Annotated in this window: 12 protein-coding genes; 4 read left to right on the forward strand and 8 right to left on the reverse strand. The window is 64.2% G+C overall.

All coding sequences use genetic code 11. The annotated features are described in order from the left end of the window. Positions 1-25: 25 nt before the first annotated feature. Positions 26-1,123 (reverse strand): redox-regulated ATPase YchF, encoded by a 1,098-nt coding sequence (ychF, locus tag SJY40_RS07415; RefSeq protein WP_378944472.1) that lies wholly within the window; start codon positions 1,121-1,123, stop codon positions 26-28. A 129-nt stretch (positions 1,124-1,252) separates the two neighbouring features. Between ychF and trpA the strand changes: the two genes are divergently transcribed. From trpA to SJY40_RS07435, 4 genes are read left to right on the forward strand one after another with little or no spacing between them, the layout of a single operon-like run. Next, a complete protein-coding gene (trpA, locus tag SJY40_RS07420; protein ID WP_378944474.1) occupies positions 1,253-2,050 on the forward strand; it encodes a tryptophan synthase subunit alpha in 798 nt (265 codons plus the stop codon). Beyond that, on the forward strand, positions 2,047-2,565 hold the full coding sequence (locus SJY40_RS07425; RefSeq protein ID WP_378944477.1) for a GNAT family N-acetyltransferase: 519 nt from the start codon (positions 2,047-2,049) through the stop codon (positions 2,563-2,565). Before trpA ends, SJY40_RS07425 begins: the two co-directional genes overlap by 4 nt. 46 nt (positions 2,566-2,611) lie before the next feature. Next, positions 2,612-3,355 (forward strand): TerB family tellurite resistance protein, encoded by a 744-nt coding sequence (locus tag SJY40_RS07430; RefSeq protein WP_378944480.1) that lies wholly within the window; start codon positions 2,612-2,614, stop codon positions 3,353-3,355. Positions 3,356-3,399: 44 nt separating this feature from the next. Continuing rightward, positions 3,400-3,783 carry a hypothetical protein gene (locus SJY40_RS07435; protein WP_378944482.1) on the forward strand — a complete coding sequence of 128 codons (384 nt, stop codon included), beginning with the start codon at positions 3,400-3,402 and terminating at the stop codon, positions 3,781-3,783. Here SJY40_RS07435 and SJY40_RS07440 read toward each other — a convergent pair. The 7 genes from SJY40_RS07440 to acs all read right to left on the reverse strand — a co-directional run bounded on the left by SJY40_RS07440 (position 3,780) and on the right by acs (position 12,560). Beyond that, a complete protein-coding gene (locus SJY40_RS07440; RefSeq protein WP_378944485.1) occupies positions 3,780-5,684 on the reverse strand; it encodes an exonuclease domain-containing protein in 1,905 nt (634 codons plus the stop codon). The genes SJY40_RS07435 and SJY40_RS07440 overlap by 4 nt on opposite strands. Further along, complete coding sequence (locus SJY40_RS07445; RefSeq protein WP_378944487.1) at positions 5,681-6,046, reverse strand: response regulator transcription factor; 366 nt, start codon at positions 6,044-6,046, stop codon at positions 5,681-5,683. Before SJY40_RS07445 ends, SJY40_RS07440 begins: the two co-directional genes overlap by 4 nt. After that, positions 6,039-6,542, reverse strand: a complete 504-nt coding sequence (locus tag SJY40_RS07450) for a hypothetical protein (protein WP_378944490.1) — start codon at positions 6,540-6,542, stop codon at positions 6,039-6,041. Before SJY40_RS07450 ends, SJY40_RS07445 begins: the two co-directional genes overlap by 8 nt. Beyond that, a complete protein-coding gene (locus tag SJY40_RS07455; protein ID WP_378944492.1) occupies positions 6,539-8,341 on the reverse strand; it encodes a DUF294 nucleotidyltransferase-like domain-containing protein in 1,803 nt (600 codons plus the stop codon). Before SJY40_RS07455 ends, SJY40_RS07450 begins: the two co-directional genes overlap by 4 nt. Positions 8,342-8,402: 61 nt before the next feature. After that, positions 8,403-10,214, reverse strand: coding sequence for a sodium:solute symporter family protein (locus SJY40_RS07460; protein WP_378944495.1), 1,812 nt, complete (start codon positions 10,212-10,214; stop codon positions 8,403-8,405). Positions 10,215-10,224: 10 nt separating this feature from the next. After that, the gene (locus SJY40_RS07465) at positions 10,225-10,482 is read right to left on the reverse strand and encodes a DUF4212 domain-containing protein (RefSeq protein ID WP_378944498.1); all 258 of its coding nucleotides are present in this window, start codon (positions 10,480-10,482) and stop codon (positions 10,225-10,227) included. Between the two features lie 122 nt (positions 10,483-10,604). Further along, on the reverse strand, positions 10,605-12,560 hold the full coding sequence (gene acs, locus SJY40_RS07470; protein WP_378944501.1) for an acetate--CoA ligase: 1,956 nt from the start codon (positions 12,558-12,560) through the stop codon (positions 10,605-10,607). Positions 12,561-12,591: the final 31 nt, after the last annotated feature.

Genomic DNA, 12,591 nt, shown 5'->3' on the forward strand with positions numbered 1-12,591 from the left:
CATTCAGCGGGGTTCTGTCCCATGATCAGGAGCTGAACAGGAAGTGCAGGACATCGCCGTCCTTGACCTCATAGGTCTTGCCTTCGACGCGCAGCTTGCCAGCCTCTTTGGCACCGGCTTCGCCCTTGCCCGCGACGTAATCGTCATAGGCGACGGTCTCGCTGCGGATGAAGCCCTTTTCGAAATCCCCGTGGATGACACCGGCGGCCTGAGGCGCCAAGGTGCCCTTGGTGATGGTCCAGGCACGCGCTTCCTTGGGGCCGACGGTGAAATAGGTCTGCAGGCCCAACAGGTTATAGCCCGCGCGGATCAGTCGATCCAGACCGGCTTCCTCGAGGCCCATCTCGCCCAGGAACATCTCGGCCTCTTCGGCGTCCAGCTGGCTGATCTCTTCCTCGATCTTGGCCGAGATCACCACGTGACCGGCGCCTTGCGCCTCGGCCATCTGGCGAACCTTTTCGGATTGGGCATTGCCTTCCGCGGCTTCGCTTTCCGACACGTTGCAGACATAGAGCACCGGCTTGGCGGTCAGCAGCTGCAGCATGTTCCATGCCTTCAGATCGTCTTCATCGACCGTGATGGTGCGCGCGGGCTTGCCGTCTTCCAGAACCGCCAGCGCCTGCTTCAGCAAGCGCTCCTGCGCCGCCGCTTCCTTGTCGCCGCCCTTCAGCTTGCGCGCGATATTGGCCAGACGACGTTCGATCGATTCCATGTCCGAGATCATCAGCTCGGTCTCGATGATCTCGGCATCGGCAACAGGATCGACGCGATCCTCGACGTGGGTGACGTCGCCATCCTCGAAGCAGCGCAGGACATGGGCGATGGCATCGGTTTCGCGGATATTGGCCAGGAACTGGTTGCCCAGACCTTCACCCTTGCTGGCGCCCTTCACCAGACCCGCGATGTCCACGAAGGTCATCCGCGTCGGAATGATCTGCTTGCTGCCCGCGATTTCGGCCAATGTATCAAGGCGACGGTCGGGGACCGCGACCTCGCCGACGTTCGGCTCGATCGTGCAGAACGGAAAATTGGCGGCCTGCGCGGCGGCAGTGCGCGTCAAAGCGTTGAACAGCGTGGACTTGCCGACATTCGGCAGCCCGACAATCCCCATGCGAAAGCCCATGACAGCACCCTTCTGCGTTTTGAATTTCGGCGTCTGTTACGCGTCCCGGCCCTGCAAGTCCAGCCCGCGGCGCATTGCACCCACCCGCCAAGGCGGCTAGGTCTGGTGGAAAGACGTGCGGGGGCAGACATGACCAGAATCGACGACAGATTTGCAGCGCTGAAGGCCGAGGGCAAGAAAGCCTTCGTGGCCTACATGATGGCATCGGACCCCGATGACGAGACCGCGCTGGAGATCATGCGCGGAATGCCGGCGGCCGGCGTTGACATCATCGAACTGGGCATGCCCTTCACCGACCCGATGGCCGATGGTGGCACCATCCAGGCGGCGGGTCAGCGTGCCTTGGCCCAAGGCGGCAGCGTCACGCGCACCCTGAACATCCTGCGCCGTTTCCGCGAAGAGGACGATACGACTCCGGTCGTCCTGATGGGCTATTACAATCCGATCTATGCGCGGCCGGGCGGCGTGACGCAGTTCCTGACGGATGCGACCAGGGCGGGCGTCAACGGGCTGATCATCGTCGATCTTCCCCCCGAGGAAGACGACGAATTGTGCCTGCCCGCATCCGATGCAGGCCTGAACTTCATCCGGCTGGCGACGCCCACGACCGATGACAAGCGCCTGCCCGCGGTCGTCGCGAATACCTCGGGGTTTGTCTATTACGTCAGCGTCACAGGCATCACCGGCGGCGCTGCGGCAAATGCCGCCGATGTCGCCCCCGAGGTCGCCCGCATCCGCGCCGCCGCCAAGCTGCCGGTGGTCGTCGGCTTCGGCATCTCGACCCCTGATGCCGCGCAGGAAATCGCCAGCGTCGCGGATGGCTGCGTCGTGGGCAGCGCCATCGTCAAGCAGATCGGCGAAGGTCGCCCCGTCCCCGAGATCCTCGATTTCATCCGCAGCCTTGCCGAAGGCTGCCACCGGGGATGACGGCGGTTCTGCGTGACGCGACCCCGGCCGATGCGCCGGGGATCGCCGCGATCTGGAACCCGATCATCCGTGACACGGTCATCACCTTCTGGCCCACCGAACGCGGCCTGCCCGAGATCACACAGATGATCCGCGACCGGCAATCCGCCGGCCACGCATTTCTGGTGGCGGACGATCAGGGGCGCATCGCGGGGTTTGCCACCTATGCCCAGTTTCGCGGCGGCGCGGGCTATGCCCACAGCATGGAACACAGCGTTTCGATCGCACCCGAACAACACGGCACGGGGTTGGGTCGCCGGATGATGGCCGCCATCCATGATCACGCACGCGAACGCGGGCATCGCATCATGGTGGCTGGCATCACCGGCTCGAACCGGGGATCGATCGAATTTCACCGGCGCTTGGGCTATGTCGAAAACGGGCGCATCCCCAATGCGGGCGTCAAGTTCGGCCAGTTTCACGACCTGGTGATGATGTCCTTCGACCTTGGCGCCCCGGTGACCACGAACGCGTGACATCGCGCCCCTATCGCCCCGCCGGATAAGCCGCTAAACTTGATCCATGGAATGTTGCGCAACACCCGAGGCCTGTCATGGCCCCTGCCCCGAACTGCCGAAGCCCCGCAGCTTCTGGCAGCGGATCGGCGACAGGATGGCCGCCTTTCTGGGCAGCGCGCGTGCCGCAGTTCCACCTGAACGCTCGGTCGCCTTCACCATCGCGGTGATCGCACTCGGGGCCAAGCTGGCTAAGGTCGATGGCCGCGTCGACCGATCCGAAGTCGCCGCCTTCCGCCGCGTTTTCGTCATCCCCCGGTCCGAGGAAAAGAACGCCGCGCGCGTTTTCGATCTGGCACGTCAGGATGTTGCCGGTTTCGATGCTTGGGCACGGCGCATCGCATCCATGTTTCAGCCGGGTGATCCGGTGCTGTTCGATGTGATGGAAGGGTTGCTGATCATCGCGCTGGCCGATGGCGATCTGCATGAGGCCGAAATCATCTTCCTTGATGAAGTCGCCCGCATCTTTGGCCTGACCGCCGCGCATATGGCGGAAATCCGGCGTCGCCATGACCCGAAATCCAGCTGCCCGCCCTGCGATCTGTTGGGGGTCGGACCCGACACGCCCTTGCCCGAGGCGCGCAAGAAATGGCGTCAGCTGATCCGCGAATCCCACCCCGACCGCGCTATCGGCCGTGGCCTGCCCCCCGAGGCGGTCCGCCTGGCCGAAGCACGCACGCGTCGTTTGAACGAAGCTTGGGACAAGTTCCGCGCCATGCACGACCCTGCCCACCAGCAGGGCGCGGCGTGACGTCGGGGGTTGCCGCAAGGACGCGCCGGCCCCATCTTTCCCACATGACACGTTTACCCGCCTTGGCACTTGCCGCCATCATCGCAGCCGCCCCCGCATCCGCGCAGGATGACGACGCGGGCAGTCTGTTCCAGCGCGGTTTCGACATGATGCTGCGCAACCTGATGGATGATGCGGCCCCGCAGATCGACGATCTGTCGTTGACGTTGGACCGCATGGCCCCGGTCCTGCAGGATCTGGCGGTACTGGTGGATGACCTGCGGAATTATCACGCGCCGACGCGGCAGGAAAACGGCGATATCATCATCCGTCGCCGCGATGATGCACCTCCGCCGCCCCCTTTGGGCGACAGCTTCGATGGATTGACCGATGAACCGCCCAAACGTGAATTTCCCATCGATCCCGACGCCCCGCAGATCCCGCTTTAGGTCAAATTCGCATCCGTGATCAGGCGGCGGTGACGACGCGCCTGCTGTTGGACGTCCTGAAACGTGGTGATCCCCATGGCCTGCAGCGCCTGAACCAACTGCAGGAATGCCTGCGCGGTGGCGGCTGTATCGCCCATGGCCGTATGGCGGTCCTGCGGCGGGATCGTGATGCCAAGGCGGGCGGTCAATGCATCCAAGCTGTGTTCCTCGGACTGTCCCCAGACCATGGCAGACAGCAGCACGGTATCTAGGACGCGATTGTCGAAATGCGCACCCGTCTGCCCTGCCGCGCGGCGCAGGAACCCCATGTCAAAGGGCGCATTAAGTGCCACCAGCACATCATCGCCGCAAAAATGCCGGAATGCCGTCAGTGCCGCCGTCAGATCGGGCGCATCCCGCACCATCGCATCGGTGATCCCGTGGATCGCGGTCGAGGATGGGGGGATCGGCCTGCCCGGATTGACCAAAGTCTCGAACCGTTCACCGGTCAGGCGACCGCGAGCCAGACGCAAACCGGCGATCTGGACGATGACATCACGGTCGGTCAGCCCGGTGGTTTCGGTATCGAAAACCACACAGGTCAGATCCTCCAATCGCCCAGAAGCCACCCCCCGCGTCGCCAGCGCAAAGTCATAGGTCACGCCACTGTCCTGCGGCACCTGTTGCGCCAAGGTCAGCGGCATGACCAGACGGGCGCGGTCTCCATCTGCCTCGGCCCAGATGCCGGTGCCGTGCCGTGCCAGGATCTGCTCCGCGGTCGTTTCGGGATGCGCGTCATCCGGCGCAAGGCTTAGCCATCGTTCAAGCCGGTCCATCGCCATAGGGGCGCCTTGCCACGTCAACGCGACGCGCGCCTGACCATCGTGATCGGGTCGAAGGTCGATGCGGGCGTCGTGCCCCTGCACTTGCAACTGCCCGGACAGCATATGCAGCAATGCGTTCACCTGCGCCGCATCGGCTTGAAAAACGACCGGCGGCAGGTCGGGGGCGGTGGGCAGCCCTGCCGCGATCTCGGTCAGGGTGGCGGTCGATGCGGGCGCGTCGCTGGCCATGATCTGCGACAAGGTGCGGGTGGTGCGGGCCAGCCCCTGCCCTTCGGCGCGGATGGCCTGCGCAAGTGCGGGCGGGATCGGACCGTCCAGCGCGTCCAGCATCGGCACCAGCGCCGAGGCATGGCGGCGCAGCGCTTCCAGCGTGTCGCGGGGCGCAGGGCGGTTGACGTGGCGGTCGCGCAGAATCAGCAACTGGCCTTCCGGCATCTGGCGCAATCGGCACGCCAGACGCAGCCCTTGGGTCGTCAGGCAGGCCAGATCGGTCGCCGGTGCCCCGGCCCGCAACCGCATCTGCGCGGCATCCAAGGCTCCGGTCCGCAGATGGCCCGACAGGGGCCGATCCAGCGCCAGCCCCGGCAGAAAGCCCGCCGCGCTGGCGTTATAGAACATCACCCGCCCTGCGGCATCGGTCATCACCGCCCCCGCGCCAAAATCGGCCAGGATCGCTTCGAGACTGGATTTCTCGGACTGCTGTTCGGCGGCATGGACGGCGATGGCCTGCTGCAGCGCCCGGTCGGCATCCGCGCGCGCACGCGCAGCATCGCGGGCGGCGGGACCCAGATCGCCAAGGTGGCGGGCCGTGTCGTCAGGTGCCTGACCGGTCCGCAGCGCGCCCGCCAGACGTTCCAGCGGTCGCGCAAGATGCTGGTCGAACAGAAACCACAGCGCCGTCACCGCCCCCACCACGCCGAACACTGCGATCATCATCGCCTGGATCAGCGGGTCCGACGACCCATCGTCACCCCGCGCCAGAACCACCAGTGCCAGCGCTGCGACGATCAGCAGGCAGACCGCCAGCCCGGCAAACAGCGCAAGAATGCGCAGCCGCAGGGACGGCGCGCCCCTCATGCCTGCAAAAGCCGGCGCATCTCGTCGCGCAGCTCGGACAGTTCGAAGGGTTTGGCGATAAAGCCGTCGGCACCAAGCGCCAGCCCCTTGCGACGCTCGACCACCGACCCGCGGGCGGTCATCATCAGGACGCGAATGCCATTGAGCGACGGATCGGCGCGGATTTCCTGCACGATCTGATACCCCGAGATGTCAGGCAGCATCACGTCCAGCAACACCAGATCGGGGCGGTGCGCGCGGATGTAGTCCAGTGCGCCGCCGCCCGTGGCCAGCCGCGTGTGGCGATGCCCGTCACGCGTCAGCAGGAAATCCAGCGCGACGGCGATATTGTCTTCATCCTCGATGACCAGAATGTCAGCCATGGGCGGGGCCGTCGCAGACGGCGGCATAGGCCGGATCGTCGGATTGCGCTGCCGTCCAGTCGCCGCGTGCGGGTCTGATGCGCTGGCCCTGACAATCGAAGTCCTGCGGGACGATCACCGTCTGCCCGCGCCGTTCGACCAGCATGATCTGCGCGCGTCTGGTGCCGTCATCCCCATCGCTGACCGACGCGGGATCAAGCGCCGCGAAACGCGTGGCAACCGGCGCCAGATAGGTCCAGGGCGCCCAAGGCTGCTTGTCACGCCCGACCAGCAGGATCAGCGCATCCTGCGGCAGCTGGTTCACCGCGCGCCCGTACCATCCGTAATCGTTCCAGACCGAATAGACGACCATCGACAGCCCGATCCCCGCCGGCAACAGCCACGGCGCGGGCGACAGGCCGATCCTCCGGACCGCATGCATGCCCGCATAAAGCACCGCCGCAGCCCCGATCCCCACGGCGATGACGCCCAGCAGGTCAGTTCCGATCCCGTTCATCCCAGCATTCCCTTTCCATGTCCCACCGCCGATTGCATCCAGCGGACCACGACGAAGGCGTCGCGCAGGTGGCTGCGCCCCAGATCCGGCAGATCCGAGGGCGACAGATAGTTGTCCGGCTTGCGACCGGCCCTGATTAGATGCGCCTGGTTTTCCAACCGCGTCGTCTGGATCATGTCATAGGCGGCAATCAGATCGCGCCCGCCGCTGGCCGAGATGACGCCGCGCGCCTCGGCATCCTCAAGCCGGGCGCGGGTGTTCACCGCCGCCAACCGTCCTTGCAGCGCATAAACACGGGCCAGATCGGCGACGGGCACCACACCGTTGTGCTTCATGTCGATATGATCGCGGTGTTCGCCCGAACGGATGGTGGCAAAGCGGCCGATCAACCCAAGGGGCGGGCGATGCTTCAGTGAATTGGCCACCATATGCGCCACGAAAATGGAATTCTGCGAAGCCTGCGCCAAGGTCCGGGACTGCAACCCCTCTAACAAGTGCGTGTCGCCGCCGATGGCGCGCAGGTCGAACATGACCGAGGCCAGCATCTGCGCCTCGGGCGAGGGATGGGTGATCCAATCGTCGAAATAGCCCTGCCAGACCTGCAGCGGCTGACGCCAGCGCGGGTTGGTGGCCATCATCTCGCCGGGGCAATAGACATAGCCGCAGGCGTTCAGCCCGTCGCAGACCATATGCGCCAGATCGCGGAACCAGGGGTGATCGGGATCGGCGCCTTCTGCCAGGATCAGGCAGTTGTCCTGATCGCTGACGCCGGTCTGTTCCTGCCGCCCCTGCGACCCGCAGGCAGCCCAGAGGAACGGCGCGGGTGGCGGGCCAAGCCGCACCTGCGCCAGTTCCAGCAGGCGGCGCGTCACGGCATCGGCGATATCGGTGATCATGCGGGTGATGATTTCATGCCGCTGGCTGGCCTGCACCATTTGCACCAACAGCTGCGGGATACGCGCGGTGACCTTGGCCATCTGCGCGGCATCATCGGCCAGCGTGATCTCTCGGATCAGGCCGGGGGCCGAGATCGACTGCGCCCGCGTCAGGTCGGTCTGGCTGATCATGCCGATGAACCGACCGTCGCGCACCACCGGCAGATGCCCGACGCGGCGTTCGACCATGATGTTCAGCACGTCATGCCCAAGCGCGGTCGGCGCCAGCGTCACCGGATCGGGCGTCATGATCTGGGACACCGGCTGGCGCATGTCGCGCCCCTCGGCCACGACGCGGTTGGACATGTCGCGGATGGTGACCAGCCCGATCAGACGGGCACCTTCGGTGATGCCGATGCTGCTGATGCGGGCGTCGCGCATCATGCGGGCGGCCTCGATGATGGGGGTGTCGGGGGGGCAGCTGATCGGGTCGGCCGACAACAGGTCCGACACCCGCAATGTCGCGACATCGGTGCCGCGGGTGCCCGAACGGTCGAAGAAGCGGGCAAAGACGCGGTGGCGGGCGATCAGCGCCTTCAGCGGCTCGGCCGGCAGCATCAGCACCTGCGTGGCGTCGATGGCATGGGCCGATGTCACCGCCACACCGTCGCGCAGCAGCCCGCGTTCGCCGAACGAATTGCGCGGCCCCAGACGGGACACGCTGTCGCCATTGCGGTCGGTGACGCTTACCGATCCTTCGCGGATCAGGTAAAGACCCGGCAGGCGTTCCCCGATGCGATAGATCTGGGCTCCGGCATCATAGGTCCTGAGGCTGAAAAAGCTGGCGGCACGCGTCAGCTCATCCCGACCCAGGCTGTCATAGGGGTGAACGGTGGCGATGAAATCGACGATGTCCTGTGTCATCACCCTTGGACCTTTTGCGGTTGGGATGCCGCGCCCCCCGAAAAGGGGCGCGGCTTTGTCATCAATGCGCGACGGCATCGCCCGATCCGCGCGGAACGCGGATCGATTCGACCAGCTCCTGCACGTGGGCCGGGGGCTTTTCGGTGGCTTGCGACACCAGATAGGCGACCACGAAGTTGATCAGCGCACCAACGGTCCCGAAGGATGCGGGCGAGATGCCGAACAGCCAGTTCGCTGCCGTATCCTCCAGCATGTTGGTGCCGCCGATGAACAGCCAACCCTTGTAGGTGAAGATGTACAGCAGAGTCGAGATGATCCCCGCCAGCATCCCCGCAATCGCGCCTTCCTTGGTGATGGTCTTCGAGAAAATGCCCATCATCAGCACCGGGAAGATCGAGCTGGCCGCAAGGCCGAAGGCCAGTGCCACGGTCTGCGCCGCAAAGCCCGGCGGGTTCAGACCAAGGATCGTCGCGACCAGAATGGACAGCGCCATCGACACACGCGCAGCCATCAGTTCGCCTTTTTCACTGATGTTCGGACGCAGCGTGCCCTTGATCAGATCGTGGCTGACAGCACCCGAGATTGCCAGCAACAGACCCGCAGCCGTGGACAGTGCGGCAGCCAGACCACCGGCGGCAACCACCGCGATCACCCAACCGGGAAGGTTCGCGATTTCAGGGTTGGCCAGCACCATGATGTCGTTGTTCACGGTGACCAGTTCATTGCCCTGCAGGTTCTGTTCGTCGATGGTGGCGGCCAGCGGACCCTCGGCCGCAGCCGAGTTGTCGTAATACTGGATCAGGCCGTCGCCGTTCTTGTCTTCCCAGTTCAGAAGACCGGTGACCTGCCAGTTGCGCATCCACGCCTTGTCGGCATCGTTTTCGATGCTGTCCAGCGACACGGCGGGCTGGCTGTAGGTATCGCCCGTGCGTGCACCCGGCCACATGGTCGCGGTCAGGTTAAAGCGCGACATCGAACCCACGGCAGGTGCCACGGTATAGAGCAGCGCGATGAAGACCAGCGCCCAGCCTGCCGATTTGCGGGCGTCCGACACCTTGGGCACCGTGAAGAAGCGGATGATGACATGCGGCAGACCCGCCGTGCCGATCATCAGCGCCATGGTGAACAGCACCATGTCCAGCGTGGACTTGTGATGCGCGGTGTATTCGCGGAAGCCCAGATCCGTCACCACCTGATCCAGCTTGGACAGGAAGGCGACGCCCGACCCCTGGTGGGTGCCGAACAGACCCAGCTGCGGCAGGAAGTTCCCCGTCAGCTGCAGCGAGATGAAGATCGCCGGGATGGTATAGGCGGTGATCAGCACGATATATTGCGCCACCTGCGTATAGGTGATGCCCTTCATGCCGCCCAGAACCGCATAACAGAAGACCAGCGCGGCGCCGATCCACAGACCGGTCGAGTTTGACACTTCAAGGTAGCGCGAGAACGTCACCCCGACGCCCGTCATCTGGCCGATCACATAGGTGATCGACACAATCAGCAGGCAGATCACCCCGATGATGCGCGCGGTCGGAGAATAGAAGCGGTCGCCGATGAACTCCGGCACGGTGAACTTGCCGAATTTCCGCAGGTAGGGTGCCAGCAGCAGCGCCAGCAGCACGTAACCACCCGTCCACCCCATCAGGTAGGTCGAGTTGTCATAGCCGGTAAAGGCGATCAGCCCGGCCATCGAGATGAAGGACGCAGCCGACATCCAGTCGGCTGCCGTCGCCATGCCGTTCATGACCGGGCTGACGCCGCGGTTTGCGGCATAGAATTCAGCCGTGGACTTGGCACGGCAATAGATCGCAATGCCGATATACAGCGCGAATGACGCGCCGATAAACAGCAGGTTAAGGGTAAACTGGCTCATGTCCGCATCCTCACTCGTCCACGCCGTATTCGGCATCCAGCTTGTTCATGCGTGCGGCATAGAAAAAGATCAGCACGATGAAACACAGGATCGAACCCTGCTGCGCAAACCAGAAACCCAGGTCCGTTCCTCCGACGGGTATGGATTTCAGCAGCGGGCGGAAGATGATCGCGGCGCCATATGACACCAGCGCCCAGACGGCGATGCAGCCATAGATGATGCGAAGATTAGCCTGCCAATAGGCATTCGAAGATTGTCTGTCACTCATGTCCCTTAGGTCCTCCCTGTTCAGACATGTCGATCCGCCTTGGCCTTTTGATGCTGCCCTGTGCCTGGCGGGACGACCGGGGCAGTCTTGCGGGGCGGCGCGTGGCACCACCCCTGCCGATCTCAGCCGCGGTTCATGCGGCTTTCGATCAATTCCTCGACGACCTCGGGTTCCGCCAGGGTCGAGATGTCGCCCAGGGCCCCATAGTCGTTTTCCGCAATCTTGCGCAGGATGCGGCGCATGATCTTGCCGGACCGGGTCTTGGGCAGACCGGGCGCCCATTGGATCAGGTCGGGCTTGGCGATGGGGCCGATTTCCGTGCGCACCCAACGTTCCAGATCGGCGCGCAATTCGTCCGACGGCTCGATCCCGTTCATCAGCGTGACATAGGCATAGATGCCTTGCCCCTTGACCTGATGCGGGTATCCCACGACCGCAGCTTCGGCGACCTTTTCATGGGCGACAAGGGCGGATTCGACCTCGGCGGTGCCCATGCGGTGGCCGCTGACGTTGATGACGTCGTCGACGCGACCGGTGATCCAGTAATAACCGTCCTCATCCCGGCGGCAGCCGTCGCCGGTGAAGTAATAGCCGGGATACTGCTGGAAATAGGTTTCCATGAAGCGCTGGTGATCACCCCAGACGGTCCGCATCTGGCCGGGCCAGCTGTCCGCGATGCACAACACGCCCTCGGCCGGATTGCCCTCGATGCGTTCCGCGCTGGAGGGGTCAAGAATTTCAGGCTTGATGCCGAAGAAAGGCACCGTGGCCGAACCGGGCTTGGTTTCCGTCGCGCCGGGCAGCGGCGTGATCAGATGCCCGCCGGTTTCGGTCTGCCACCATGTATCGACAATCGGGCAGCGGCCTTGGCCGACATGATCGTTGTACCAGTTCCACGCTTCGGGGTTGATGGGCTCGCCCACCGTGCCAAGAATGCGCAGGCTGGACAGATCGTGTCCCTTGACGAAGTCCGGCCCCTTGCCCATCAGCGCGCGAATGGCCGTGGGCGCGGTATAGAATTGCGTGACCTTGTGCTTTTCGCAGACCTGCCAGAAGCGGCTGGCGTCGGGGTAGGTCGGCACGCCCTCGAACATCACGGTCGTGGCGCCATTGGCCAGCGGGCCATAGACGATATAGCTGTGCCCTGTCACCCAGCCCACATCCGCCGTGCACCAGAAGACGTCGCCGTCGTGATAGTCGAAGGTGTACTGATGCGTCATCGCGGCATAGACCAGATAGCCGCCGGTGGTATGCACGACCCCCTTCGGCTTGCCCGTCAACCCCGAGGTGTACAGCACGAACAGCGGGTCTTCCGCGTTCATCGGGCGCGGCGGGCAATCGGGGCTGACCTGCTTCATCTGCGCTTTGACGTCAACGTCACGGTCATCGATCCAGGTCGTCTGGTCGCCGGTGTGCTTGACAACCAGACAGCGCACCTTGTCCGAGCAATGCAGCAGCGCCGCATCGGCGTTGGATTTCAGGTTAGTCCGGCGTCCGCCACGCGGCGCGGTATCGGCGGTGATGACGACCTTGGCGCCGGAATCATTGATGCGATTGGCCAGCGCATCGGGCGAGAACCCCGCAAAAACGATCGAATGGATCGCCCCGATCCGCGCGCAGGCCAGCATCGCATAGGCGGCTTCGGGGATCATCGGCATATAGATGACCACCCGGTCGCCGCGCATGATGCCCTGGCTTAGCAGCACGTTGGCAAAGCGGTTCACGCTATCGGACAGCTGCGCGTAGGTGATGTGCTGGGCAGGCGTTTCGGGATCATCGGGCTCGAATATGATCGCGGTCTGGTCGGCACGCGTGGGCAGATGGCGGTCGACGCAGTTCACGCAGGCGTTCAGAACGCCGTCTTCGTACCATTTGATATCGACCTGACCAAAGGTGAAATCGGTGTTCTTGACCTTGGTATAAGGCTCGATCCAATCCAGCCGCTTGCCTTCGTGGCCCCAGAAGGCCTCGGGGTCGGCGATTGATTCGGCATAGCGGCGCGCATAGTCGGCGGGTCCGACATGCGCGTTTTCCAAGCCTGCCGGAATCGCGTGTTTCTGAATGTTATCAGCGCTCATGACATCCCCTCCTCTCAGCCATGTGGCAGCG

It is taken from the genome of Paracoccus sp. R86501 (assembly GCF_042466435.1).
Classification (GTDB): domain Bacteria; phylum Pseudomonadota; class Alphaproteobacteria; order Rhodobacterales; family Rhodobacteraceae; genus Paracoccus.

Coding starts and splice junctions, on each gene's coding strand:
- SJY40_RS07435 (WP_378944482.1), top strand. CDS start 3,400: ATGACACGTTTACCCGCCTTGGCACTTGCCGCCATCATCGCAGCCGCC.
- SJY40_RS07450 (WP_378944490.1), bottom strand. CDS start 6,542: ATGAACGGGATCGGAACTGACCTGCTGGGCGTCATCGCCGTGGGGATC.
- SJY40_RS07425 (WP_378944477.1), top strand. CDS start 2,047: ATGACGGCGGTTCTGCGTGACGCGACCCCGGCCGATGCGCCGGGGATC.
- SJY40_RS07440 (WP_378944485.1), bottom strand. CDS start 5,684: ATGAGGGGCGCGCCGTCCCTGCGGCTGCGCATTCTTGCGCTGTTTGCC.
- acs (WP_378944501.1), bottom strand. CDS start 12,560: ATGAGCGCTGATAACATTCAGAAACACGCGATTCCGGCAGGCTTGGAA.
- SJY40_RS07445 (WP_378944487.1), bottom strand. CDS start 6,046: ATGGCTGACATTCTGGTCATCGAGGATGAAGACAATATCGCCGTCGCG.
- SJY40_RS07430 (WP_378944480.1), top strand. CDS start 2,612: ATGGAATGTTGCGCAACACCCGAGGCCTGTCATGGCCCCTGCCCCGAA.
- trpA (WP_378944474.1), top strand. CDS start 1,253: ATGACCAGAATCGACGACAGATTTGCAGCGCTGAAGGCCGAGGGCAAG.
- ychF (WP_378944472.1), bottom strand. CDS start 1,123: ATGGGCTTTCGCATGGGGATTGTCGGGCTGCCGAATGTCGGCAAGTCC.
- SJY40_RS07455 (WP_378944492.1), bottom strand. CDS start 8,341: ATGACACAGGACATCGTCGATTTCATCGCCACCGTTCACCCCTATGAC.
- SJY40_RS07460 (WP_378944495.1), bottom strand. CDS start 10,214: ATGAGCCAGTTTACCCTTAACCTGCTGTTTATCGGCGCGTCATTCGCG.
- SJY40_RS07465 (WP_378944498.1), bottom strand. CDS start 10,482: ATGAGTGACAGACAATCTTCGAATGCCTATTGGCAGGCTAATCTTCGC.